We start from the raw sequence: 24,853 nt of genomic DNA on the forward strand, positions 1-24,853 counted from the left end.
ATCATTTAGTCATTTTTGCGGCCATTTTTGCCATCATCACTCATATTGCCGATTGAGTCCCTCATTTCGGTATCAGCCGAGATGTTTTGGATATTCATATAGTCCATTACACCAATATTTCCAGAACGGAGCGCTTCTGACATGGCAAGCGGCACCTGAGCCTCTGCTTCCACAACCTTCGCTCGCATTTCCTCAACGCGGGCTTTCATTTCCTGTTCTTGCGCTACTGCCATTGCACGTCTTTCTTCCGCTTTAGCTTGGGCAATCTTCTTATCTGCTTCAGCCTGTTCAGTCTGAAGTTCCGCACCAATGTTTTTGCCGATATCGACATCTGCAATATCAATCGAAAGGATTTCAAAAGCGGTGCCTGCGTCCAGACCTTTTGAGAGAACGGTCTGAGAAATCATATCTGGATTCTCCAAGACCTTTTTATGATTATCAGATGAACCGATTGTAGATACGATCCCTTCCCCGACACGTGCTACGATTGTTTCCTCTCCAGCTCCCCCGACAAGGCGGTCAATATTGGCTCTTACAGTAATTCTGGCCTTTGCTTTAACCTCAATACCATCCATCGCCACCCCTGCAATAAAAGGTGTTTCAATTACTTTAGGGTTAACGCTCATCTGTACTGCTTCCAAAACATCTCGGCCTGCCAAATCAATAGCGGCACTTCTCTCAAAACTTAAATCGATATTTGCACGATGGGCTGCAATCAATGCATTCACAACCCTGTCAACATTACCTCCGGCCAAATAATGGCTTTCCAGTTGGTTTGTTGATACATTCAGCCCTGCTTTGTGTGCCTTAATAAGCGGGTTAATAACACGGCTTGGGATAACCCGGCGAAGCCTCATCCCAATTAATGTAAAGATACTGACTCTGACACCTGCTGCCAATGCTGAAATCCATAGCATTACCGGTACAAAGGTGAATAATATCCCAAGTAAAATGACACCAAGTACAACGGCAACCAGAACAAATACTGTCCCTGCTTCTAACATATTCCTACCTCCTGATGATTTTATTTATCTAAATCAAGATTAGATACTTCCCTTACAACAATACGTGAGCCTTCTGCTTTAACAACTTTTATTTTTGCCCCTTTAAGGATAAAGCCTCCCTCACTGACAACGTCAATCCGCTCATCCCCGATGACGACTGTACCAGATGGCCTTAGAGCTGTAAGTGCATAACCCTCAAGGCCAAGCAATTCAAGTCTGCTTTTATTTGAGATATAGCCTTTTTCTGTATTTGTGCTATCGGTTAATATAATTTTTTTAAAGAATTTCATCTTTTTACCAAACACCTTTATCATTAATATAGATGCCAATATTGAAACTCCCATAGCAATTAAAATAGACATCCCCATATGGGCTGCATTGTCAGCAGCCAGGAACAGGCTGCCCAATACTGCTGCTATTCCAGCTATTCCTGCAATTCCTCCAGGAAGGAAAAACTCAGCTATTATTAAACCTATGCCAATTACAAACAGAATTAAAGTTTCATATCCTGCCAGACCGGCCACCATATGGCCATAAAAGAAAAGGAGCAGAGCCGATAACCCCATGAGGCCAGGGATGCCGAAGCCCGGTGAATACAGCTCAAGAACAAGTCCGAGGCTTCCGATGGACAATAGAATTGGTATAACGACAGGATGGGTAATAAAACGGGCCACCTTTTCTGCAAAGCTTTCATCAATTGTCTGTATATCAGCTCCCTCAAAGCCGAGCACTTTCAGTAATTCCGCCCTTGAATCTACTGTGCCTTCCGAATACCCTACCTCTTTAGCCTGTTCCGCTGTAAGAGTAAGAAGCTTCCCTTTCGGCGCCCCCAAATCTGGCAGATCAACCGACTCATCTGCCATAGCAAGGGCATAAACAGGATCTCTGTCCGTTTGTGCGGCAGCACTCTGCATAGCCGCAAACCAGTATGATTCAGCTTTTTTGCCAGCCGTATTTCCCTGCTGATCAATAATTGCTGCAGAACCCATTGTTGAACCCGGGACCATGTATATTTCATCCGTATTCAAAGCTATATAGGCACCTGCAGATAAGGCCTGCTTATTGACAAAAGATATTGTTTTTATATTTGTCGAGGTTAACAGCCTTCCGATTTGCCCGGCTGCATCCACTGCGCCTCCGGGTGTATTTATTTCAAATATAATGGCTGAGGCATTTTCTTCTTCAGCTGTTTGGACCGCTCTGTTTAAAAATGCATAAAGCCCTTTTTCCACAGTTTCTTCAATAGGAACAATCAGTACTTTTTCATTATCGGCTTTTCCTTGAAAAGGGCTTCCTAAAAGCAGCAGAGCAAAAAACAATGAAAAGGCGGTTATTGCTCTTCTGGCAATCAAATCTTTCCCCCCTTTAACCGCAAAATTGATTCTATATGTATTTACGATTCAATTATTAAAAAGTTTCATTTTTTATTTTTCCCTTTGATTAGTATTTACAAAGCGGCTGTATTATTAGTATAACCTAGAAATGAATGTAAATCATGCCAGCAGTATTTAGTCACATAGCCCTAAGGATATGCATAAAATAAGTCAGCGCAAAATAAAAAAGACCGTCAGCCAATGGCTTTCGGTCTTTTATTGCATAGTTTTATGAAAGGTGTTGTTGTACAAGTTTATTTACAAGTGAACCATCTGCTTTGCCTTTTACTTTAGGCATAATAGCAGCCATCACTTTTCCCATATCAGCTTTTGATGAAGCACCAGTTTCAGCAACCGTTTCTGCAACAATTTTTGAAACTTCATCTTCAGAGAGCTGTTTTGGCATATATAATTCGACATACTGAAGTTCAGTACGAATTTTTTCAACAAGATCTTCACGACCTGCTTTTTCAAATTCATGGAGGGAATCCTTGCGTTGTTTAACTTCGCGAGAAAGGACAGTCAGCTCCTGTTCTTCGTTAAGATCTTTACCAAGCTTGATTGCTTCGTTTTGAAGCGAAGCTTTAATCATACGAATGACAGTAAGCTTTTCTTTTTCTTTATTCCTCATCGCTTGTTTCATATCTTCATTTAAACGCTCGAGAAGACTCATTACATACACCCTCTCTTACCACTTACGCTTTCTAGCAGCCTCAGACTTTTTCTTACGTTTAATACTAGGTTTTTCGTAGAATTCGCGCTTTCTTGCTTCCTGCAAAGTACCAGTTTTTGATACTGAACGTTTGAAGCGACGAAGAGCATCTTCAAGCGATTCGTTTTTACGAACGACGGTTTTAGACATTCTCTTTCCCTCCCTCCGAGCACAACACACTTACATCAACAACATGGTTTATTCCATGTACCTTGCAATTATAATATAACAGCTTATCAAGGTCAACAGTAATTAGCCTGCTATGAGATGAGTTTTTATTTGATTGTGATTGTTTAATACCCCGTTCATCACAAACGAAACAAATTTTCGCACTTAAGCATGTCCCAGCATACTGTCCCATAGTATTAATTGTAGGGGGTGAATGCTTGGTCCAGCTGTTATTATTTTTTCTGCTAATCGGGTTATTTATTTATGGTATGACACTTTTAAGGTCAGGTCTATTTAATTTATCTGCCGATTCATTAAAAAAATGGCTGGCAGTGATGACAAATTCACCCTGGAAAGGCCTTGTTATTGGCACAATCGTCACAGCTGTCCTGCAGAGCAGCTCAGCGGTAATGATCATTACAATTGGAATGGTAGCTGCACGGATGCTTACTTTTCCCCAGACAATCGGCATCATTTTAGGAACCAACATCGGGACAACATTTACGACAGAATTAATCACTTTTAATATAGAATCTTATATTATTCCGCTTGCTGCTGCCGGAAGCATCCTGGCTGTATTGAAGAAAAACAGCATGCGAAGCACCGGTCTGGCATTGCTGGGTTTATCAGCGGTTTTTGCCGCAATGCGCGGGTTTGAATATCTTGCCAGTTCAGTTAAAAATAATGATATGGTCAATCATTGGCTGCTTACCTTGGATGGGAATTATATGTTCGCAGTAGCGGCTGGGATTGTCCTTACTGCGATTATCCAATCAAGCACCGCAACAACTGGCATTATAATGGGGTTTTTAACTGCAGGAGCAATGGATTTGGATACCGGCATTGCCATAATGCTTGGATCTAATATCGGAACATGCGTAGACGCTTATTTGGCATCCATTGGTTCTGGAAAAGAAGCAAAGCTGACTGCCTTTGCCCATATCTGGCTCAACTGCCTAGGTGTCGCAGCCTTTTATCCTTTTATTCATGCCCTTGCTGTTTTTGGACAAAGTGCAGCAGGTTCTCCGGATGTGCAGCTTGCACACATCAGTGTTTTATTTAATGTAATATCTTCACTGCTTGTTCTTCCAGTTGCAAATCAGTTTGGAAGGTTTGTCATCAGGCTTCATGACCGATAGAACAATAAAAAAATGCCGGTAAATCCCGGCATTTTTTTCAACAAATATAATATTTTAAATTTCGACAACTGTCTACAGGTGCCATCGGCTCACAGGTCTAAGCCGATAAACGGGCACCTTCCGCTTTTCTTAGTAATCCGAATCGCTTGTTAAACCGTTGACAATAGCAGCCCCAGAGCTTGCCCCAATTCTCGTTGCACCTGCATCAATCATTTTCTGTGCATCTTCAGCGCTTCTGACACCGCCTGAAGCTTTAACACCGATTTCCGGGCCGACAGTTTTTCTCATCAGGGCGATATCTTCTGCAGTTGCTCCGCCTGTTGAAAATCCTGTAGATGTTTTAACAAAGTCAGCCCCTGCTTTTACAGAAAGTTCACATGCACGAACTTTTTCTTCTTCAGTAAGAAGACAGGTTTCGATAATAACCTTTGTTAGTGCCTTTCCTTTGGCAGCATCAACAACCGCACGGATATCTCTCTCCACTAGCTCAATGTCTCCGCCTTTTAAAGCGCCAATATTAATGACCATATCTACTTCTGTTGCACCGTTTTCGATGGCATTCTTTGTTTCATATGCTTTTGTTTCAGGTGTGGAAGCTCCCAGCGGGAAGCCGATTACCGTGCAGACTTTCACTTCAGTCCCGTTAAGCAAGTCGCTTGAAAGTTTGACCCATGCCGGGTTTACACAAACTGACGCGAAATTGTATTCTTTAGCCTCGGCACAGATTTTCTCAATTTGGTCTTTTGTTGCATCGGCTTTAAGTAATGTATGATCGATCATTTTTGCTACGTTATTTGTCATTGTAACTACTCCTTTTAAAAAACAGTTAGTTGTACGTACCTCTTACATAATATCACTTAGATAATAAAATATCGAGCACTATTTATGTTTTTTGTAATCGTTTTCGAAAGTAGTTTTTCCCAAAAGATATTAATAAATTAATCAAAATCACTTTTCTCGTAGATTGATGTTTTTGATTAGGAATTCATCCCCTTTGATTTCAGCACGGGGCACCTGCTTTCCGCAGGGAGCAACGGGAGCCTCCTCCCGCAGGACATTGATTAAGCTTCCTGGAATGAGCACCGCACGAACTAAATGCTTCAGCATTTTCGAGGATCAAGTGCCCTCCATTCCAATCAACTCAGTAACTTAGTTATTTTAAGAGCAATAAACTAAACAATAACAGCTTAATAAAAAAAGGAATTACCCTTAGGTAATTCCACTAAACTGCAGCCTCTTCTGTTTCATTCAATTCATCAAGGGCTCTAACAAATTGACCTTCATTGTAAGGGTAGCCAGCTTTTGTAATCTTAACTTTTACAATCTGGCCGACCATTTCTTCTGCCGCCGGGAAGACGACTTTCAAGTAATTGTCAGTGTAGCCGACAAATAAACTGCTGTCACTGCTTTCCTTAAAGCTTTCCTCCGGAATCACTTCAAGAACTTCGCCTTCATACTGAGATGCGTATTCTTTTGCAAGCTGATCTGATAATGCAATCAGGCGATGGACACGCTCATTTTTAATTTCTTCATCAATCTGGTCGTCCATTCTCGCTGCAGGTGTTCCTGTACGCTTTGAATAAGGAAATACATGAAGCTCGGAAAATTTATGTTCTTTAATAAAGTTGTAGGTTTCCATAAATTCTTCTTCTGTTTCTCCCGGGAAGCCAACGATAACATCTGATGTAACAGCCAAACCTGGGAGAGCTTCCTTCAAGCGCTCAAGACGCTCAGCAAAGAACTCCATGGTATACTTGCGGCGCATTCTCTTAAGGACAGTATTTGAGCCAGACTGAAGAGGAATGTGCAAGTGTCTTACAACAACCTTGGACTGATCCATAACTTCAATAACTTCATCGGTAATCTGGCTGGCTTCAATTGAAGAAATTCTTAAACGTTTAAGACCTTTTACCTGAGCCTCCAGATCCCTAAGAAGCATAGCCAGATTATAATCTTTCATGTCTTCGCCATACCCGCCTGTATGGATTCCAGTCAGAACAATTTCTTTATAGCCGGCATCAACCAGCTGCTGCGCCTGCCGGATTACTTCTTTTGGATCCCTGGATCTCATTAAACCGCGCGCCCAGGGGATAATGCAGAAAGTACAGAAATTATTGCAGCCTTCCTGAATTTTAAGGGAAGCACGTGTCCGATCGGTAAATGCCGGAACATCAAGCTCTTCGTAGACACGATTCTTCATGATGTTTCCAACACCATTAATCGGCTGCCGTTCTTGTTTATACTGCTCGATATATTCAAGCATCTTTACTCGATCCTGGGTGCCAACAACGATATCCACACCAGGAATCGCCATAATTTCAGCCGGTGAGGTTTGTGCATAACAGCCCGTTACACAGATAACCGCATCAGGGTTTTTCCTGATTGCCCTTCTGATTACCTGGCGGCTTTTCTTATCACCAGTATTTGTAACCGTACATGTATTAATTACATATACATCTGAAACGGATTCAAAGTCTGTCCGTTCATAGCCAGCTTCTTTGAAAAGCTGCCAAATGGCTTCTGTTTCGTAATGATTGACTTTGCAGCCAAGTGTATGAAATGCAACTGCAGGCATCTAATTTCACCCCATTAATTCAAAATGATAGGAAACAGCTGACAGCAAATAGAGAGGTGCTGTCTCTGTTCTTAAAATACGTGGCCCCAATCCGCAGGCAACAAAGCCTGCTTCCTGCAGCAATGAAACTTCATTGTCAGAAAGACCGCCTTCAGGCCCGAATACAACAATAAGCGATTGTCCTTTATTCATAGAGGTAAGTGTTTTATAGAGCACAGAGTCCTCTCCCTGCTTCGCTTCTTCCTCAAAGGCAATCAATTTATATGAATAATCTCCAGATAATTTCAGCAATGACTTCAAATCAAGAGGTGCAAACACTTCAGGCACCATGGTCCTGTGTGACTGTTCAGCAGCTTCTTTAGCAATCTTCTGCCATCTTTCTGCTTTTTTCACAGATTTCTTCGCATCCCATTTTACTACTGAACGGGCTGAAGTAAAAGGGATAAAACGGTGTGCTCCCAGCTCAGTGCCTTTTTGAATGATCCACTCAAGCTTATCCCCTTTAGGCAGTCCGCTCACAATCGTAATATTGGCAGGCAGCTCAGAAGACCCTTCAATCCATTGTACAACTTCTGCAGCCACATGTTCATCGGTAATTTCTGCAATTGCGCAAAGTGCACTATTTTGGGATTGATCAACACAGATAATCTGATCGCCTTCTTTCATGCGCATTACTTTTACAATATGATGGCGGTCTTCCCCTTTAATTAGAAAGACATTTTCTTTTACAGCACTCTCTGTGAAATACCGCTGCACAATCTGCACCCTCTTTCTTGCCTGTCCAGAATTCTTTCAACTGTAAAAGGGGGGTAAGTTCATTACCCCCTTTTTTACATTATTGCTTTCTCCTTGCCACAATAGCAACCCAATCTTCCATTTGAATGGTTTCTTCAACTTCAAATCCCGCTGCGGAAATAGCATCTCTTACTTCCTGTTTCTTCTGCTGGATAATGCCTGAAGCGATAAAGTGCCCGCCTTCCTTTACGACAGATGCAACATCATCAGTAAATCTGAGAATCACTTCTGCCAGGATGTTGGCAACGACCACATCAGCTCCCTGACTGACACCATCGAGCAGGTTTCCTTGTGAAACCTCAACTATATCCTGCACTTTATTCAGCTTAATATTTAATTTAGCTGAATTTACTGCCACTTCATCAAGATCAAGTGCTTTCACCTTCTCAGCACCGAGCATAGCTGCTGCAATGCTTAAAACTCCCGATCCTGTTCCTACATCTACAACTTTATCACCCTGTTTTACTGTTCTTTCAAGTGCTTGTATACACATCACCGTTGTAGGGTGTGTTCCCGTTCCAAAGGCCATTCCAGGGTCAAGCTCTATGATAAGTTCATCACTGCTGACAGGTGTGTAATCCTCCCAGGTTGGGACAATTGTAAAACGTTCTGAAATTTTTACAGGATTATAGTATTTTTTCCAGGCAGTAGCCCATTCTTCTTCATTTACTTCACTGATGCTGACTTTATTTGCCCCAATGTCAATGTTAAATAATATCAGGTTATTGATGGCTTCTTTTATTTCATCGACAGTTTCACCGAGAAAACTATTTACTGGCAGATACGCTTTTACAATTACGCCTTCTTCAGGATAATCCTGCGGATTGAGCTGGTAGATTTCACCGAATTGGTCCTTTCTTTCTTTTACAAGTTCTAAAGGATCCTCAATTACAACTCCGCTTGCTCCGGCTTCATGCAAAATATTCGAAATCGGTTCAACAGCTTCATTTGCAGTATGAATACTGATTTCTGACCATTTCACTACTACCAACTCCATTCCTTTATTCACCTTTAAAGGCTCGTTTTACTTTCGAAAAAAAGCTTTCTTCCTGTTCTCCCTGAGGAACTGTTCCGCTGATTTCAGCAAATTCGCTTAAAAGCTGCTTCTGTTTTTCTGTCAGCTTTGTCGGAGTAATAATACGGACAATAATATGCTGATCCCCTGTTCCATATCCTCTGACATTAGGGACACCTTTTCCTTTTAGACGGAATTTTGTTCCTGTTTGTGTGCCTGATGGGACTTTCAGCTTTACTTTTCCATGCAGTGTAGGCACTTCGATCTCATCGCCAAGGGCTGCCTGCACAAACGTAATAGGCATCTCACAATATACATCATCGCCATCACGCTCAAAGAATTCATGTGAACGAACATGGAATACGACATAAAGATCGCCAGGAGGGCCTCCATTTACACCGGGTTCCCCTTGACCAGCCACTCTAAGCTGCTGGCCATCATCAATGCCTGCAGGAATTTTCACATGTATCTTCCTGCGTTTTTGTACTTTACCAGTTCCTCGGCAAGTAATGCACTTCTCCTTGATTTCTTTGCCGGTGCCGTTACAATAGTGGCAAACCCTTCTATTTACTATCTTGCCAAATGGCGTATTTTGTTCTACATTCAGCTGACCTGATCCATGACAGTGACGGCATGTTTCCGGCTTCGTTCCTGGCTTTGCGCCTGATCCGCTGCATGTCTCACACGTTTCTTCACGCGGAATTTCAATATCGGTCTCTTTGCCAAATACTGCTTCCTCAAAGGATAAGGACATGGTGTACTGCAAGTCTGCACCCTGTCTTGGGGCATTTGGATCACGCCGGCGGGAGCCTCCTCCGAAGAAGGTGCTGAAGATGTCTTCGAATCCGCCAAACCCTTCAAATCCGCCTCCGCCAAAGCCCTGATTAGGGTCCGTATGCCCGAATTGATCATAGTGGGCCTTTTTCTGGTCGTCGCTGAGGACTTCATATGCTTCTTTAACTTCCTTGAACTTCTCGTCTGCATCAGGCTCTTTATTAATATCCGGATGATATTTTTTTGAAAGCTTTCGATAAGCCTTCTTAATTTCATCCTTGGATGCACCTTTGCTGATTCCAAGAACTTCATAGTAATCCCTTTTACTCATGATTACCACTCCCCGATTCATTTCACATAAAGGTTATTGTATCATTCTCTAATTATATTCCGCAACCGCAATACACACTTCTAATGCAGAGAATTATGCATTGGCATTTGCCGCTTCCCCAAAGAAAGGACCCCGGTCCACTCATAGGGCAAGGGGCAAAAAACACTTTTATGCATATTTAATGGATTGCTTCAAACAGAAATAAAAGCCAAAGCCAAGAAAAACCTGACTTTGACTTTTGATGTGAACCTGTAGCTGGTGTGTAGATCACACCATCATTTATGATTTATTTATCGTCTTTAACTTCTTCGAACTCAGCATCTACGACATTATCGTCGTCACTTTTGCTTTCAGTGCCTTCTGCACCCTGTGCACCCTGAGCAGCTTGAGCCTGCTCATAAAGTTTCATTGTTAACGCCTGGACAACCTCCTGCAGGGCATCTTTCTTCTCACGGATTTCATCCAAATCGTTCTTTTCAATTGCAGCCTTTAGGGCATCTTTTGCTTCATTTGCTTTGTTCACTTCAGCTTCATCCACTTTGCCTTCAAGATCTTTTAGAGTCTTTTCGGTAGTGAATACCAGCTGATCCGCTTCATTGCGGAGTTCAACTTCTTCTTTGCGCTTCTTATCTGCTTCAGCATTTTCTTCAGCTTCTCTTACCATTTTTTCGATTTCTTCATCAGATAATCCTGTTGAAGATTTAATCGTAATGGCCTGCTCTTTATTTGTGCCCAAGTCTTTAGCGCGTACGTTAACGATACCATTTTTGTCGATATCGAAAGATACTTCGATTTGAGGCACTCCACGAGGAGCAGGAGGAATATCGCCAAGCTGGAAGCGCCCCAGTGTTTTATTATCTGCAGCCATCGGGCGTTCCCCTTGAAGCACATGGATATCAACAGCTGACTGGTTATCAGCAGCAGTTGAGAACACTTGGGATTTTGATGTTGGGATGGTTGTATTGCGTTCAATCAGCTTAGTGAACACTCCACCCATTGTTTCAATTCCAAGTGACAAAGGAGTTACGTCCAATAGGACAACATCCTTGACGTCACCTGTTATTACACCGCCCTGAATGGCTGCACCCATTGCAACAACTTCATCAGGGTTAACTCCTCTATGCGGTTCTTTTCCTGTTTCTTTCTTGATTGCTTCCTGTACGGCAGGAATACGAGTTGAACCGCCGACAAGGATAACTTTATCAAGTTCTGAAGGAGTCAATCCAGCATCCTTTAACGCCTGGCGTGTAGGTCCCATTGTGCGTTCTACAAGGTCTGCAGACAGTTCTTCAAATTTAGCTCTTGAAAGTGTAACTTCAAGGTGTAAAGGTCCTGCTTCCCCAGCCGTGATAAACGGAAGCGAGATTTGCGTTGAAGTCACACCTGAAAGATCTTTTTTCGCTTTTTCAGCGGCATCTTTTAAACGCTGAAGAGCCATCTTATCTTTGGCAAGGTCAATGCCATTCTCTTTTTTGAATTGATCAACCAGGTAGTCAATAATTACTTGGTCAAAATCGTCTCCGCCAAGACGGTTATCTCCGGCAGTGGATTTTACCTCAAATACTCCATCGCCAAGTTCAAGGATAGACACGTCAAAAGTACCGCCGCCAAGGTCATAAACAAGAATTGTCTGGTCTTCATCCATTTTATCAAGACCATAAGCCAACGCTGCAGCAGTAGGTTCGTTGATGATTCGTTCAACTTCCAGGCCGGCAATTCTGCCTGCATCTTTTGTAGCCTGACGCTCAGCATCGTTGAAATATGCCGGAACTGTGATTACTGCTTTAGTAACATTCTCGCCAAGATAGTCTTCTGCATAAGATTTCAAATATTGAAGAATAATAGCAGAAACCTCTTGAGGCGAGTATTCTTTTCCTTCGATTTCAGTTTTATGATCAGTTCCCATGTGGCGTTTAATGGAAATGATTGTGTTCGGGTTTGTAATAGACTGGCGCTTTGCGACCTCTCCGACCTGGCGCTCGCCGTTCTTAAACGCAACAACTGAAGGTGTTGTACGGTTGCCTTCCGGATTTGGAATTACTTTTGGTTCGCCGCCTTCAAGGACAGCGACACATGAGTTTGTTGTACCTAAATCGATTCCGATAATTTTGCTCATGTTCTTTACCTCCCCAAATATGTAGTTATTGATTTACTTTAACCATTGATGGACGAATGACTCTATCCTTTAACTTGTAGCCTTTTTGAAATTCTTCGACCACGATATTGGAATCAAAATTCTCATCTTCCACCTGCATCACAGCCTGGTGTAAATGAGGATCGAATTCTTTCCCAACTGCTTCAATCTGTTCTGCGCCTTCTTTTTTAATAGCCTCCAGCAAGCTGCGGTAAACCATTTCCATCCCTTGAAGGATAGATTTAGCCTGTTCATTTTCAGCTTCCATCTGAAGAGCCCTCTCAAAATTGTCAATTGCAGGCAGCAAATCGGAGATTAAGCTCTGTGCTCTATATTTTTCAGACGCTTCAAGGTCAAGCCTTGCACGGCGCCGGGAATTTTCAAAATCAGCCTGAAGGCGGTAGATGCGATTCTCTTCCTCTTCCAGCTTGCCTTCCAGTTCAGCTATTTTCGCTTTCGCTGCTGTAAGCTCTGCATCAGTGCTTCCCTCATCAGCACCAGCTTCTGCTTCTGCCTCCGCAAATACCTCTTCAATAGGAGCCTCATTTTCGGTTCCTTCAGGTTCGTTGGTTTGTTCATTTAATTCTTGGTTTAGTGTGTCTTTCTCCTCTGCCAACATGTTCACCTCCCTTAAAGAATGGGTGTTTCTTCGAAATAAAAACCATAAGGAAAGGAGTGGAAAGGTTTTTCCACCCTTAATCAATATCTCCACCATCACCTGTTTTGATACAGTTTAGATAAAACAGCTGATAGGTCTGCACTGATATAGTTCAATAAGCTTATGACTCTTGAATATTCCATTCTGGTCGGCCCCAGAATGGCAATGGTACCGAGCTGTTCGGTGCCGATCGAATAGCTTGCTGTAATCAGACTGCAGTTTTCCATTGCTGAATTATTATTTTCCCGGCCGATTTTTATATTGATCCCTGACTTATTTTTACGGATTAAATCATATATGCCTTTTTCCTGCTCGATCATATTCATGAGGTTTTTAACCTTTTCAATATCATGAAACTCGGGCTGGCTGAGCATATTTGTTTTACCGCCGAAGAAAAGCTTATCATAGGCCGGTATCTTGATTGTATCGGCAATTGAATTCAGCATTAGATCGTAATTATTGATATGATGCCTTAAAAGAACGGCAACTTCTTTATATAACTTATTGTTCAGACTTTCCAATGGTGCACCGGCAAGCCGGTCATTAAGGATATTAACAACCTTCTCCAAATCACCGGCATCAATGTTTTCCGGCAAGTGGAACATCCTGTTCTCCACATGGCCAGTATCTGTGACAATAATTGCTATCGCTGTTTCTTTATTCAAGGGAACGATCTGAATTCTCTTCAGCTTGTTATCCCTTACTGCAGGCCCGAGGACAATGGATGTATAGTTTGTCAGCTCAGATAGAATTTTTGCCGATCTTTGAACGATTTTCTCGAGCTCATAGATTCTTTCCGCAAAGATAGATTGCACTTTGTGGATATCATGCTGATTTAATTTTTGCGGGGATAAAAGGTGATCCACGTAGTAGCGGTACCCTTTTTCAGATGGAATCCTCCCCGATGAGGTGTGTGTTTTTTCAATAAACCCAAGTTCCTCTAAATCAGCCATCTCATTTCTGATCGTCGCGGAACTAAAAGAAATTTCTTCTTTTTTCGACAAGGTTCTCGACCCGACAGGCTGTGCAGTTTGAATAAAATCATCAACAATTACTTGAAAAATTAATAATTGACGATCTGTTAACACAGTTATCACCTCTGTTAGCACTCTTTGTTCCTGAGTGCTAATTCTACTAATAAATTATCAAATCAAACGTGCAGTGTCAATAATTTGGCTTTCTTTTTTCCCGACGCAATCCCCATGCCTGATTACCCTATAAAGGACTGAAATACTTCATTTCCAAGGAAGCGTCCTCGCCTTGTCAATTTAATATGGTCTTCCTCTGCAATAATTAATTCTTTTTCAGCATGCTGTTTAATTTGGACTTTAAACAGCTCCAGCGGATCTTTGCCAAATTTCTCTTTAAAGCGACTTATTGAGACACCTTCTGTTTTTCTCAGTCCAAGAAACATTTCCTCTTCCATCTGTTCTTCCAGGGGTACCTTATGCTCTTCCAGGATCGGAAGCCGGCCGTTTTCAATAGGCTCCATATATTTTTTCAGGGGGCCGTGGTTTGAACGGCGAAGCCCTTTTACATAGCCATGTGCGCCAGCCCCAAAGCCAAAGTACCATTCATTATCCCAATAAGTGATGTTATGCCGGCTTTCATAGCCTGGTTTTGCAAAATTGCTGATTTCATATTGCGCAAAGCCGTGTTTGCCCATTTGTTCCATTAATAATTCATACATCTCAGCTTCCACATCTTCTCCAGGAGTTGGCAGTTTTCCCTTCCTCATTAGATTATAGAATACCGTCTTGGGTTCAATGATCAGCGAATAGCCGGAATAGTGGGCAATATCCAGTGTAAATGATGTTTCGAGTGTATCCTTAAAATCCTGAAGTGTCTGGCCAGGAAGACTATATATAAGATCGATACTGATGTTATCGAACCCGACTTTTTTTGCAGCTTCAATTGACTGAAAAACGTCTCTTGCTCTGTGTGACCTTCCAATTTTTTTTAAGAGTTCATCGTTAAAGGTCTGAACGCCAAAGCTGAGCCGGTTGACTCCAGCATCATGCAATATTTGAAGTTTTTCCTCAGAGAGATCTCCCGGGTTAGCTTCGAATGTATATTCCGTGAAAGAGTCATAGGGAAGCTGCCCTTTGATAGTGCCGCAAAGCTTTTCAAGCTGTTTCCCGTTCAGCGCAGTTGGCGTACCGCCTCCTACAAAGATGGAATCAAGGCGGGATGCAGGTACTTCTTTCAAAGCAAGATTCATCTCTTTGTCAAGAGAGTCCAGATATTCTCCAACTGGCTGGTTCTTCAAGAACACTTTATTAAAATCACAGTAATGACAGATATGTTCACAAAATGGGATGTGTATATAAGCTGCTTTAATCATTTATTTCACTACTTTCATCATTCAATCGCTTTCCACTTAATTTATATAGCTTTTTGAATTTCATCCGTTGACTTCCGCTGCAGGCACTCAAGCTTTCCCACGGGGCTCCCGAAGCTCCTCGACGCTCTGCGTCTTTGGGGTCTCCCCTGGCACGCTGCTCCCGCAGGACGATGAATAAGCTTCCTTGAATCAGCACCGCACGAAGAAAATGCGGCAGCATTTTCGAGAATCTCGGGCCTTTCGCTCCAATCAACTTAATGTTTTAATGATTTAGCCACTGGAAAGCAACAAGTTTTAAAACACATTCAATAAAAAAGAGGTTAGTGCTGTTATTATTATGACAGCATATCTAACCTCTTAAAACAAAGCAAATATTTTACTTTTTAGGGCTGTTATCATCCATCTTCAAGACCGCCATGAAGGCTTCCTGCGGAACTTCAACAGAACCGACCTGTTTCATCCGCTTTTTACCTTCTTTCTGCTTCTCCAATAATTTACGCTTACGGGAGATGTCTCCGCCATAACATTTCGCCAATACATTTTTGCGGATGGCTTTAATGGTTGAGCGGGCTACAATTTTCTGGCCGATCGCCGCTTGAATAGGAACCTCAAACTGCTGACGGGGAATTAGCTCTTTTAACTTCTCAACGATTACTTTTCCTCTTTCATAAGCAAAATCCTTATGAACGATGAAGCTTAATGCGTCTACTTTTTCTGCATTTAACAAGATATCCATTTTAACAAGTTTTGATGGCTTGTACCCAATTAATTCATAATCAAAAGAAGCATATCCTTTTGTATTGGATTTCAGCTGATCAAAGAAATCATAAACAATTTCCGATAAAGGAATTTCATATATAATGTTAACTCTTGTTTCATCCATGTATTGCATATCAATAAAGATGCCGCGTTTTTGCTGGCAAAGTTCCATTATGGCTCCCACATAATCATTCGGCGCCATCATTGTAGCTTTTACATAAGGCTCTTCTACACGGTCAATCTTTTGCGGATCAGGCATATTGGATGGGTTATCCACTTTAACCTCTGTGCCATCAGTCAGGATGACATCATAAATAACACTTGGTGCTGTTGTAATCAAATCAATTTTGAATTCGCGCTCAATGCGCTCCTGAATAATTTCCATGTGAAGCAATCCAAGGAAACCGCAGCGGAATCCAAAGCCAAGCGCTTGTGACGTTTCAGGCTCAAACTGCAGGGCAGAATCGTTCAGTTCCAGTTTTTCAAGTGCTTCACGCAAATCATTGAACTTGGCGCTGTCTATTGGATAAAGTCCGCAATAAACCATCGGATTCATCTTTCTGTACCCAGGAAGAGCTTCGGCTGCACCATTTTTCGCACTTGTGATGGTATCACCTACACGTGTATCGCCAACATTTTTGATTGCAGCAGTCAAAAAGCCGACGTCTCCAACTGACAATTCAGGCAATGGAGTGGATTTAGGAGTGAACACACCAACCTCAGTAACTTCAAACTCTTTGCCAGTTGCCATCATTTTAATTTTATCCCCTACTTTAACCGTACCTTCCACCACACGGATGTAGGCTACTACTCCACGGTAGGCATCATAAAGGGAGTCAAATATAAGCGCCTTTAAAGGGGCATCCGGATCACCTACTGGAGCGGGCACTTTTTCAACGACCTGTTCAAGGATTTCTTCAATGCCGATTCCTGCTTTTGCTGAAGCAAGTACCGCTTCAGAAGCATCAAGGCCGATGACTTCTTCGATCTCATTGCGCACCCGTTCCGGATCCGCACTTGGAAGGTCAATTTTATTGATGATCGGAAGAACCTCAAGATCGTTATCCAAGGCCAGATATACATTTGCAAGGGTCTGCGCTTCAATACCCTGAGCTGCATCCACAACCAGGATTGCACCTTCACAGGCTGCCAGACTTCGGGATACTTCATATGTAAAATCGACGTGTCCCGGGGTATCAATTAAGTGAAAAGTGTATATCTCTCCATCTTTAGCTTTATATTTTAGCTGGACGGAATTAAGCTTGATCGTGATGCCGCGCTCTCTTTCGAGGTCCATGGAATCAAGGAGCTGATCCTTCATTTCGCGCGATGTCAGCGCATTGGTTTTTTCAAGGATCCTATCCGCCAAAGTCGACTTGCCATGGTCAATATGGGCAATGATCGAAAAATTCCTTATTTTCTCTTGCCTTTTTAGTCTCTCTTCTCTGTTCATTATAAATAATTCAACTCCTACTATAAGAAAAGCGCAAGCGCCTTAAGACAGGCGCCTGGAGCCAAGTGTGTTCAATTTTAAATAGTCCTTTTAGTTTATACACTATTTTTGATTATATCAGTACGTTTGTGAAGATTCAATGCTAAGCTTTACGTCTTTAACCGTCCAAAAAAAATAAGGCTGCCCTCTTGAGCAGCCTATTTTCCGGTTATTAAGTCTGTAATGAATGCGACCGATTTTTCTGTCAGCTCTGATAAACCTTCGGATATACTTTTTCCCAGAGATGAAAAAAAGTTATATGCTTTCATCTCTTCAAGCTTTTCTTTTTTCTGCTGAAGATCATGGCTGGACAGATCATTCCCCAGGACAGATGCCTGCACTTCACCTTCATTGGTTTCATTTAAGGTTAGGGCACTTTTGAAATCTTCGTCATGGAAACCCTTCATTCTGTGGATTCCTTCATTTGCCTGCTGCATTCCAAATAATACTGAGACAAACATAAGGGCTGCCAGAAAAAGAGCTTTTAGCATAAATATTTTCATTCCGCATCATCCTAATACTATTTCTTTTCAGATTCACGGCCAGCTGATGAATTTACTTCCTCGGCCTGCCAATAATATTCACTGAACACTTCTGCGATTGCTTCTGCCGAACGGTTTAATTCTTCAAACGTATTATCAACTCCGCCAAATTCAATGAGAATGGCATTTCCCGATAAATCCTGATTGAAGTTGCCATTTGTCCCTGCACCTTCTTTTTTCATGATTCCCCTGCTTAACCCTTTGTACTTAACGTTCAATCTATCATGCAGCTCTTTCGCAAATTTTAAGTTCTTTTCATAGTTCGGGTTATTTCCGCCAATAATGAAAGCTAATTTGGCATAAGACTCTCCGTTTATTTCTTTCGTTGTATCTTTTTTTCTTTTTGAATCACGGTGAATATCGATTAAGTAAGACAAATCCCGGTTGGACGTAATTGCAGCCTGAACAACTTCTCTGGATTCCTGATAGGAGCGTCCATACGTTAATCCTTTCTTGCTTAAATTCCCCTGGATATCCGTCTTGTCGACAAAGGTCCCTATTCCTTTGCTCTCCATCTCTTCTTTAAGCTTATCACCAATCTTAGTAACGTTAATTTTGGAATGATAGGCTGCATCAGGATTGGTTACACCCTTTAAATAAGGAAGATAGGATTCAGTATTGTGCGAAAAGTAAATATAGACGGGTTTTTTATCACCTGTTGACATCGGCGGTGTTTTCGATTGTTTCGAATCACCGTCAGGCTCAAGTCCTTCGGTGTTTTGCAGGGCTGCCTCCTGTTCTGCCATCAGCACTTCGATAGGAGGAGAAGATTCCACAGGCATGTTTGTATAATCCGTTCCTTCACCAGCAACAAGAATCTTACTGTCATAAATAGAGAAGAATGGAAGCTCCCTTCCCAAAAGGCTTCTGGGATCATCCAAATTGACATTTGTGGATAGCTTAAAAACTAAATTGGCAATGCCCGGGGGAGAACTGGTTTCAGAAACCCCCTGGAGAAATGAGTGGTTTTCCCATCCAAGAAAATGATAAAGCATTTCTCCTGTCAGGCTGTTCGCGGCAGAATTAACTGAGGAGGAGCTGATTCTGTATTCCGGCTTTAATGAAGTTAATGCTCCGCTTATTGAAAATATCATAAAAAGAAAAAGCAAAAATCCGCCTATGGCTTTCAGCAAGCTTGTCCCTTGAATGGTTACTACAAGTCCGTTCGATTTAAAAGGTTTCATTGTTCCACCTCTCCTTGCTAGTCTAGTAAATGTTATGACTTTGCTAGAAAAGATAGAACATGTTATTTCCTATCTGGTATAAAAACCGGCATTATCCTGATTCACTTTTTGATGGAGTGCTGCGTTCAAACCGTTAGCAATTAAATTTGACATATCTTCAATAAATACATCCACTTCCTTTGGAGTCACCATAAGGTTGTGGCCCAAAGGAGACAGGACTTCATAAATAAGCTTCCGCTTCTCCTCTTCAGGCAAGGTTCCAATCATGCCAAGGAAGGTTTTTCTATGATGTTCTTCCGGCAGGTCTTCATCTGTCAGCTTCTTCTTCTCTCCAAAAGTCATTCCTGCAGGAGCCAGGGCACGCGATGGACGTCCGCCTTCTTTCATTTCCTTACCGAAATGCTTGAGGATGTAATCAATTGTATCGCTTGTAATGGACACAGCATCAACAACGGTTGGGATGCCAATCGCTATGACAGGTATCCCTAAAGTTTCTTTGCTGATTTCTTTTCGCTTATTCCCGACACCAGAACCAGGGTGAATCCCTGTATCCGAAATTTGAATGGTAGAATTCACTCTTTCAATTGATCGGGAAGCAAGAGCATCGATTGCAATGACAAAATCGGGCTTTGTTTTGTCAACAATGCCATAAATAATGTCACTTGTTTCTATCCCGGTCAGGCCCATCACTCCCGGGGAAATAGCACTTACTGGCCGATAGCCTTCTTCTACACTTTCAGGCTGCAGCTGATAGAGATGCCTTGTAATAAGCAAGTTTTCACATACTTGCGGACCCAGTGCATCGGGAGTGACATTCCAATTGCCCAGACCGACAATTAAACAGGATGCATCTTCATTGATTCCCAGCTGCTTAATAAATTGGGAGAACTCACTCGCAAATACAGACTCTACTTTGTGCTGCAGCTCCGTATCCTGCTGGCGTATGCCCGTCACTTCAAGGGTCAGATATTTTCCCTCTTTTTTCCCCAATGCCTCTGCACCTTCTTTTGTTACTTCAACAAAAGAAATTTTTATATCATTTTCTTCTCTTTCTTTAATTATTACGCCTTCTATTTGGGAGAGATTCTCCTGCTGATGAATATTGTCTTTCTGCCTGTCGGAAATAACCATTTCCCTGGCTTCAATGGCAAGGTCCGTTCGGACTGAGTATTGGCTTAAATCTATTGATTCCTTCATATTTATCCCTCACATTCTCAGCTATTGGAAAATAACACACATTATACTAAAATTCGGATATATACTATCATTGCCTTTAAAGTCCAAAAACATGCAGAATCGCCTCCAGCAATTTTGATTACAGAGTATTGCATTATGCCCCCGTGTTTGATAAAATATCACTTGTTCTTAATTATTGTTAATGAATGTGAATGTCGAGTTATAGAATCTCGATGCTTTTTCAGGAGGTGAATGGAATGCCAAACATTAAATCTGCTATTAAGCGTGTTAAAACTAGCGAAGCTCGCAACGCTCATAACGCTACAGTTAAATCAGCAATGCGTACAGCTGTAAAGAAGGTTGATGCTGCAGTCGTAAACAACGATGCTGCTGCTGCAACTGAATCTTTCGCTGATGCTGCTCGTAAACTAGACAAAGCTGCTGCAAAAGGTCTTATCCACAAAAATGCTGCTGCCCGTAAAAAGTCTCGTTTAATGAAAAAAATGAACTCTTTAAACGCTTAATGTTTGAAGATATCGGCTATCTTAAGGGATAGCCTTTTATTTTACGTAAAAAAGCGGTCCAGTTGGACCGCTTTTTTACGTAATCAGAATTACTAATTTTGTCTCAATACTCAAGGTGCCGGAGGCAGAAACGTTATTTCTTTATGGATTTTTTCTGAGAGCCTGACTTTGCAGACGAAACAGGAACATTTCAATCAGCATGGTTTTATTCATGCCTCCAGTTTTCATTTGGTAATCTGCATCAGCAAGCAAGCTTATAATCGCTGCAAGTTCTTCGTCTGCAAACATCTGCGCCTGTCCAGCTGCAAGTTTCACCCGGAAAGGATGAATCTTTAAGTAGCCGGCAATCTGCTGCTGGCCGTAGCCTCTTCTCGCAAGCTCCTTCACCTGATAAATCAATCTGAACTGCCCTGTAATAACAGATAAAATCTTAATGGGTTCTTCATTTTGCTTTAATAAATCATAATAAATTCTCAGGGCTTCTTCTATTTTGCGGTGAACAACTTTGTCTACAAGGGAAAAAATGTTTTGCTCCAATGACCTTGATACCATTTTCTCTGCCATTTGTTCATCGATTCGCTTCATGTCATTCGCATATAAAGCTAATTTATCGATCTCGTTTGTCAAGATAAATAGGTTGGTGCCTGCCAATGTCAATATTAGCTCAACTGCCGATTCATCAATCTGCACGCCATTAAGTGCTGCGCGTTCCCTGATCCAGGCTTTCAATTCTCCTTCATTTAGTTTCTTTGCTTCAAGGATTGCAGCCGTTTTTTTCAATTGTTTAGTTATTTTTTTCCGGTCATCCAGCTTTTCTGCAGTTGAGGAAAATACCACCACTGAATACGGGGCAGGCTCTTTCATATAGGCTTCCAGCTTTGACAGATTATGCTCCTGTTTAGCCTTCGATTTTTCTGATGTTAAAAAAACTGGGTTATGTAAAAAGATCAGTCTTCTTTCCCCCATAAACGGAAATGTCTCCGCATCTTCAAGGGCTGTATCGATTGGGGTTTCCTCAAGGTCATAAGAGGATAAATTAAAATCAGCTTCATCTTCGCTTAGCACATTGTTGATCAGAAGCTGCTTCGTTTCGTTTATAAGATAAGGTTCTGTTCCATATAATAAGTAAATAGGAGCAAAACTTTTTGCTTTTATCTGCTTCCAAATATCAAAAACCAATTTCTTTCTCTCCGTTCGCCTTACATTATATTCACTTTATTGCAGTCTAACGGGCAGGGATAAAGCCCCTATCCCGCTGATTGCATGTTCACTATATATCCTAAAGAACCAATGCCAATTTGACAAGACATAAGAAATTGGCGCCCAGAAGAACGCCAATTTCCAATCTATATAGAACGCTGCCGCCTGAGGCCCGGGATACTCAGGAAGCTGCGGTGCACCTTTGTTCTATTATTTTCCCCTTGATGTGCCGGCATATTTGTGACAACTCCTGCTATTGCAGGAAAAGGGCAGGGGAACTCTAGATTTTTTTATTTGAATGACTTATACTATATAAGGAAATAGGAGGGGTAGACTGTGAACGAATTTGAAAAGAACGTCCAAAGCAAACGTAATGATGCCATCGACTCTGGAGTAGGATTCATCGTATCATTCGGTTTCTTCGCAACGTTATTTGTTATTGCAACAGTCATTAAATTTTTAGGAGCTTAATGGCTACATAAAGTAAGTAATTGTGTCATACCTCTGACACATCGAGGCTGCCTCAGCAGTCTCTTTTTTTTGTGGCTGTAAGTGATAATAGGCATTGAGAGTATGGAAAGGGAGCTGAAGCATTTCTAACATATACTATGGATGCTGAACGGAAAAGGTTCCTGAATTTCCTTTAAAAACATAGTTAACCGCCCCTTGCTTATCGGTTCTCAGAACATTCACATTAATTTCTTTAAGCCTGCCCGTTACATCATTATGAGGATGCCCATACCTGTTGTTTCTGCCTGCAGAAATAACGGCAATTCTCGGCTTAACAGCAGCCAGAAATGATTCTGTTGTGGAGGTTTTGCTTCCATGATGGGCAATCTTTAAAACATCAATTTTCAAATTGGGATAAGCTTTTATAAGCTGACTTTCCCCCGTTTCCTCCAAATCTCCGGTAAACAGCCAGTTAAGGCCACCCACTTTGGCAAAAAGGACAATAGAGCTATCATTTTTCTCTGTATACACGTCCCCCATCCGATCTCCAAATGGAGACAAAACTTGAAATACGGAATCTCCTTTTGACCAATTATCTCCAGCTTTAGTGAATACAATATTGCTTTTTTTTAATTTAGCCTGAACAATCAAATCCTTTTCAGCCTCTGAAATTTCCGCTTCCTGTGAAAACACAACAGACTTTACCCTCATTTCCCTAATCACAGCTGATGCTCCTCCAATATGATCCATATCCCCGTGAGTCAAAAAAAACTTATCTATTTTACTGATCCCTTTGCTTTTCAGAAAAGGCACTACCGTATCCTTTCCTGTTTCATAAGGATCACTTCTCATCCTCCAATCCTCAGTGTCAAACATAAGCGTGCCTCCTGCATCTATCAGATAATTCCCTCTTCCATATGGAAGCTTTATCAGAATGCTGTCACCCTGTCCAACATCTATAAATGTAATTTCACCGGCAGGAGTAAACACATTCGACAAGTACTGAATTAGTATGGCAAGGATTGGAAGCACACCGCTCCTGATAAGAGCCTTTTTATTTTTTGACCTTTCCCAGCCTGCAAAGAATGCGGGAATCAGGAGCAGATAGACGATCAGCATAATCAGGGATGGCCTGCCAAGAACAAGGGTCGAGTTAGGAATAGCCGAAAGCAATTCAGCAATCCAATTTAGAAAACTGATAAGTCTTTCAAATACATTGAGCAATAAAACTGCTTTCCCCCCTGTTAATAAATCAAAAATGAAGAGAATCAACACCACCGGAAGGATTATGAAAGAATATAAAGGCACAAAAATCAGATTGGCAATTATGGAAATAATCGATACCTCATAAAAATGCCACAGAAGGATCGGAATGGCAGCCATCTGGCAAACAAAAGAAACTGCCAGGATAGCAGCGTATGATTCAGAAAATCTTTTGAGGATGATGGGAGCTGAGAGAATAAGCGATAGGGCGACAGCAAACGACAGCTGAAACCCGGCATTATAGATGATATAAGGAGAGATAAAAAGGTAGCCAATAAACACAATAGAGATAACATCAGCTAATTGAATAGGTGCCTTCAGCTTCTTTGCGAGCAAGATCACAAGCATCATAAACACAGCCCGCAGAACAGATGGTGCTGCCCCTGTCAGGATGGCATATAAAGGCAAAACCAATAATAAGATGCTGGTCATTTTTTCTCTGGTGATTCCAGCACGTACACCAGCAAGAAAGAACATCCCAGCTAGCATACCTACATGAAGGCCGGATATCGCAAGCAAATGGATAATTCCGATTTTCTGATAAGAAGCAATAGTAGCCTGATCAATAAAATTACGTTCGCCGAATATAAGGGCAATAGCCAGTGGAGCTGATTGTTCAGGAAAATGGTCCAGGAGATAATTAATTCCCGTTTCTCTTATTTTTAAAATGGTTAATACAAGGCTGCTTTTACGGTAACTGCAATCAGAGAGGTTTAACTGTTCCATTTCGAGGATCCAAAAGATGCTGTTGTGGTTTAGATATTCCTGATAGCTGAAGGAATTAGGATTGGTGGATGTTGGAGGGGTCTGTAAGGTGCCATTTACCCGGCATGCCATACCTGTTCCCAGGTTGTCTGTAAGGGTCTTTTTTTCTGCTTCGGATTTAATTTTATACCTGGCTGCCAGCTTTTCTTGTTTATCTGCTAATTCAATGAAGACTGTAAGAAGATCTCCATCTATTTTTGCAGATTCTTTCATTGTTACTTCGAACTCGCTCTCATTTCCGGAAAGGCTTGTCCTATTGTGTTCGGATGCAAATTCACTGCGCATGATAAAGGCAAGGAAAATCACTATCATAATGGCAGCGTTATAGGATGATAAAATATTTCTTTTTAAGAGGAAAAATGTCAGAAGAAAAATAACGATAGCAATAGCCGGATGAAAAAAAGATGTCAAAATTCCCAGCAATGAGGCAGCAGCCGCATAGATCCATCTGCCTTTCATATCATTTGCTCCTTTAT

The 24,853-nt window shown here is 41.7% G+C and carries 24 protein-coding genes; 3 read left to right on the top strand and 21 right to left on the bottom strand.

Going from position 1 to position 24,853, the window contains the following annotated elements; all coding sequences use genetic code 11:
• Positions 1-5 precede the first annotated feature (5 nt).
• The 4 genes from floA to rpsU form a co-directional block, all read right to left on the bottom strand.
• Entirely contained in the window at positions 6-1,004 is a 999-nt protein-coding gene (gene floA, locus A361_RS21130; RefSeq protein WP_009333006.1) for a flotillin-like protein FloA, read from the bottom strand.
• A gap of 20 nt (positions 1,005-1,024) precedes the next feature.
• Positions 1,025-2,356: an NfeD family protein gene (locus tag A361_RS21135; RefSeq protein ID WP_019382860.1), complete on the bottom strand. Its 1,332-nt coding sequence runs from the start codon at positions 2,354-2,356 to the stop codon at positions 1,025-1,027.
• A gap of 250 nt (positions 2,357-2,606) precedes the next feature.
• Complete coding sequence (locus A361_RS21140) at positions 2,607-3,050, bottom strand: GatB/YqeY domain-containing protein (protein ID WP_019382861.1); 444 nt, start codon at positions 3,048-3,050, stop codon at positions 2,607-2,609.
• Between the two features lie 15 nt (positions 3,051-3,065).
• On the bottom strand, positions 3,066-3,239 hold the full coding sequence (rpsU, locus tag A361_RS21145; protein ID WP_009333009.1) for a 30S ribosomal protein S21: 174 nt from the start codon (positions 3,237-3,239) through the stop codon (positions 3,066-3,068).
• A gap of 236 nt (positions 3,240-3,475) precedes the next feature.
• On the opposite strand from rpsU, the gene A361_RS21150 reads away from it, so the two are divergent.
• A complete protein-coding gene (locus tag A361_RS21150; RefSeq protein WP_019382862.1) occupies positions 3,476-4,396 on the top strand; it encodes a Na/Pi symporter in 921 nt (306 codons plus the stop codon).
• A gap of 129 nt (positions 4,397-4,525) precedes the next feature.
• On the opposite strand, the gene deoC is transcribed toward A361_RS21150, so the two are convergent.
• The 15 genes from deoC to gpr form a co-directional block, all read right to left on the bottom strand.
• Positions 4,526-5,197, bottom strand: a complete 672-nt coding sequence (deoC, locus tag A361_RS21155; RefSeq protein WP_019382863.1) for a deoxyribose-phosphate aldolase — start codon at positions 5,195-5,197, stop codon at positions 4,526-4,528.
• Positions 5,198-5,344: 147 nt separating this feature from the next.
• A complete protein-coding gene (locus tag A361_RS30605) occupies positions 5,345-5,503 on the bottom strand; it encodes a hypothetical protein (protein WP_009333012.1) in 159 nt (52 codons plus the stop codon).
• 115 nt (positions 5,504-5,618) lie between these two features.
• Positions 5,619-6,971, bottom strand: a complete 1,353-nt coding sequence (gene mtaB / locus A361_RS21160; RefSeq protein WP_009333013.1) for a tRNA (N(6)-L-threonylcarbamoyladenosine(37)-C(2))-methylthiotransferase MtaB — start codon at positions 6,969-6,971, stop codon at positions 5,619-5,621.
• 6 nt (positions 6,972-6,977) lie between these two features.
• Positions 6,978-7,727 (bottom strand): 16S rRNA (uracil(1498)-N(3))-methyltransferase, encoded by a 750-nt coding sequence (locus tag A361_RS21165; protein ID WP_019382864.1) that lies wholly within the window; start codon positions 7,725-7,727, stop codon positions 6,978-6,980.
• A 79-nt stretch (positions 7,728-7,806) separates the two neighbouring features.
• Positions 7,807-8,748, bottom strand: a complete 942-nt coding sequence (gene prmA / locus A361_RS21170) for a 50S ribosomal protein L11 methyltransferase (protein ID WP_009333015.1) — start codon at positions 8,746-8,748, stop codon at positions 7,807-7,809.
• Positions 8,749-8,767: 19 nt separating this feature from the next.
• Positions 8,768-9,886, bottom strand: coding sequence for a molecular chaperone DnaJ (gene dnaJ, locus A361_RS21175; RefSeq protein WP_019382866.1), 1,119 nt, complete (start codon positions 9,884-9,886; stop codon positions 8,768-8,770).
• Positions 9,887-10,172: 286 nt separating this feature from the next.
• Positions 10,173-12,002, bottom strand: coding sequence for a molecular chaperone DnaK (gene dnaK / locus A361_RS21180; RefSeq protein ID WP_009333017.1), 1,830 nt, complete (start codon positions 12,000-12,002; stop codon positions 10,173-10,175).
• A 25-nt stretch (positions 12,003-12,027) separates the two neighbouring features.
• Complete coding sequence (gene grpE, locus A361_RS21185) at positions 12,028-12,639, bottom strand: nucleotide exchange factor GrpE (protein ID WP_009333018.1); 612 nt, start codon at positions 12,637-12,639, stop codon at positions 12,028-12,030.
• 95 nt (positions 12,640-12,734) lie between these two features.
• Positions 12,735-13,766 carry a heat-inducible transcriptional repressor HrcA gene (gene hrcA / locus A361_RS21190; protein WP_009333019.1) on the bottom strand — a complete coding sequence of 344 codons (1,032 nt, stop codon included), beginning with the start codon at positions 13,764-13,766 and terminating at the stop codon, positions 12,735-12,737.
• A 122-nt stretch (positions 13,767-13,888) separates the two neighbouring features.
• Positions 13,889-15,022: a radical SAM family heme chaperone HemW gene (hemW, locus tag A361_RS21195; protein WP_019382867.1), complete on the bottom strand. Its 1,134-nt coding sequence runs from the start codon at positions 15,020-15,022 to the stop codon at positions 13,889-13,891.
• Complete coding sequence (locus tag A361_RS21200) at positions 15,015-15,275, bottom strand: hypothetical protein (protein WP_236887919.1); 261 nt, start codon at positions 15,273-15,275, stop codon at positions 15,015-15,017. The genes hemW and A361_RS21200 overlap by 8 nt, the downstream gene beginning before the upstream one ends.
• Positions 15,276-15,398: 123 nt before the next feature.
• Positions 15,399-17,234 carry a translation elongation factor 4 gene (lepA, locus tag A361_RS21205; protein ID WP_019382868.1) on the bottom strand — a complete coding sequence of 612 codons (1,836 nt, stop codon included), beginning with the start codon at positions 17,232-17,234 and terminating at the stop codon, positions 15,399-15,401.
• 197 nt (positions 17,235-17,431) lie between these two features.
• Positions 17,432-17,776 carry a YqxA family protein gene (locus A361_RS21210; protein WP_009333023.1) on the bottom strand — a complete coding sequence of 115 codons (345 nt, stop codon included), beginning with the start codon at positions 17,774-17,776 and terminating at the stop codon, positions 17,432-17,434.
• Between the two features lie 17 nt (positions 17,777-17,793).
• On the bottom strand, positions 17,794-18,999 hold the full coding sequence (spoIIP, locus tag A361_RS21215) for a stage II sporulation protein P (RefSeq protein WP_019382869.1): 1,206 nt from the start codon (positions 18,997-18,999) through the stop codon (positions 17,794-17,796).
• A 69-nt stretch (positions 19,000-19,068) separates the two neighbouring features.
• The gene (gpr, locus tag A361_RS21220; RefSeq protein WP_019382870.1) at positions 19,069-20,196 is read right to left on the bottom strand and encodes a GPR endopeptidase; all 1,128 of its coding nucleotides are present in this window, start codon (positions 20,194-20,196) and stop codon (positions 19,069-19,071) included.
• 236 nt (positions 20,197-20,432) lie between these two features.
• Between gpr and rpsT the strand changes: the two genes are divergently transcribed.
• Positions 20,433-20,699, top strand: coding sequence for a 30S ribosomal protein S20 (rpsT, locus tag A361_RS21225; RefSeq protein ID WP_009333026.1), 267 nt, complete (start codon positions 20,433-20,435; stop codon positions 20,697-20,699).
• Between the two features lie 141 nt (positions 20,700-20,840).
• On the opposite strand, the gene holA is transcribed toward rpsT, so the two are convergent.
• Positions 20,841-21,878 carry a DNA polymerase III subunit delta gene (gene holA / locus A361_RS21230; protein WP_019382871.1) on the bottom strand — a complete coding sequence of 346 codons (1,038 nt, stop codon included), beginning with the start codon at positions 21,876-21,878 and terminating at the stop codon, positions 20,841-20,843.
• 357 nt (positions 21,879-22,235) lie between these two features.
• Between holA and A361_RS29170 the strand changes: the two genes are divergently transcribed.
• Positions 22,236-22,370 carry a YqzM family protein gene (locus A361_RS29170; RefSeq protein WP_019382872.1) on the top strand — a complete coding sequence of 45 codons (135 nt, stop codon included), beginning with the start codon at positions 22,236-22,238 and terminating at the stop codon, positions 22,368-22,370.
• Between the two features lie 135 nt (positions 22,371-22,505).
• On the opposite strand, the gene A361_RS21235 is transcribed toward A361_RS29170, so the two are convergent.
• Positions 22,506-24,836, bottom strand: a complete 2,331-nt coding sequence (locus A361_RS21235; protein ID WP_019382873.1) for a DNA internalization-related competence protein ComEC/Rec2 — start codon at positions 24,834-24,836, stop codon at positions 22,506-22,508.
• Positions 24,837-24,853 lie beyond the last annotated feature (17 nt).

Origin of the sequence: Cytobacillus oceanisediminis 2691, from assembly GCF_000294775.2 — a bacterium.
In the GTDB taxonomy this organism is placed as follows: Bacteria; Bacillota; Bacilli; order Bacillales; family Cytobacillaceae; genus Cytobacillus; species Cytobacillus pseudoceanisediminis.

Coding starts and splice junctions, on each gene's coding strand:
- floA (WP_009333006.1), bottom strand. CDS start 1,004: ATGTTAGAAGCAGGGACAGTATTTGTTCTGGTTGCCGTTGTACTTGGT.
- A361_RS21140 (WP_019382861.1), bottom strand. CDS start 3,050: ATGAGTCTTCTCGAGCGTTTAAATGAAGATATGAAACAAGCGATGAGG.
- rpsU (WP_009333009.1), bottom strand. CDS start 3,239: ATGTCTAAAACCGTCGTTCGTAAAAACGAATCGCTTGAAGATGCTCTT.
- deoC (WP_019382863.1), bottom strand. CDS start 5,197: ATGACAAATAACGTAGCAAAAATGATCGATCATACATTACTTAAAGCC.
- A361_RS30605 (WP_009333012.1), bottom strand. CDS start 5,503: ATGCTGAAGCATTTAGTTCGTGCGGTGCTCATTCCAGGAAGCTTAATC.
- mtaB (WP_009333013.1), bottom strand. CDS start 6,971: ATGCCTGCAGTTGCATTTCATACACTTGGCTGCAAAGTCAATCATTAC.
- dnaJ (WP_019382866.1), bottom strand. CDS start 9,886: ATGAGTAAAAGGGATTACTATGAAGTTCTTGGAATCAGCAAAGGTGCA.
- dnaK (WP_009333017.1), bottom strand. CDS start 12,002: ATGAGCAAAATTATCGGAATCGATTTAGGTACAACAAACTCATGTGTC.
- grpE (WP_009333018.1), bottom strand. CDS start 12,639: ATGTTGGCAGAGGAGAAAGACACACTAAACCAAGAATTAAATGAACAA.
- hemW (WP_019382867.1), bottom strand. CDS start 15,022: ATGATTAAAGCAGCTTATATACACATCCCATTTTGTGAACATATCTGT.
- lepA (WP_019382868.1), bottom strand. CDS start 17,234: ATGAACAGAGAAGAGAGACTAAAAAGGCAAGAGAAAATAAGGAATTTT.
- A361_RS21210 (WP_009333023.1), bottom strand. CDS start 17,776: ATGAAAATATTTATGCTAAAAGCTCTTTTTCTGGCAGCCCTTATGTTT.
- spoIIP (WP_019382869.1), bottom strand. CDS start 18,999: ATGAAACCTTTTAAATCGAACGGACTTGTAGTAACCATTCAAGGGACA.
- gpr (WP_019382870.1), bottom strand. CDS start 20,196: ATGAAGGAATCAATAGATTTAAGCCAATACTCAGTCCGAACGGACCTT.
- rpsT (WP_009333026.1), top strand. CDS start 20,433: ATGCCAAACATTAAATCTGCTATTAAGCGTGTTAAAACTAGCGAAGCT.
- A361_RS21235 (WP_019382873.1), bottom strand. CDS start 24,836: ATGAAAGGCAGATGGATCTATGCGGCTGCTGCCTCATTGCTGGGAATT.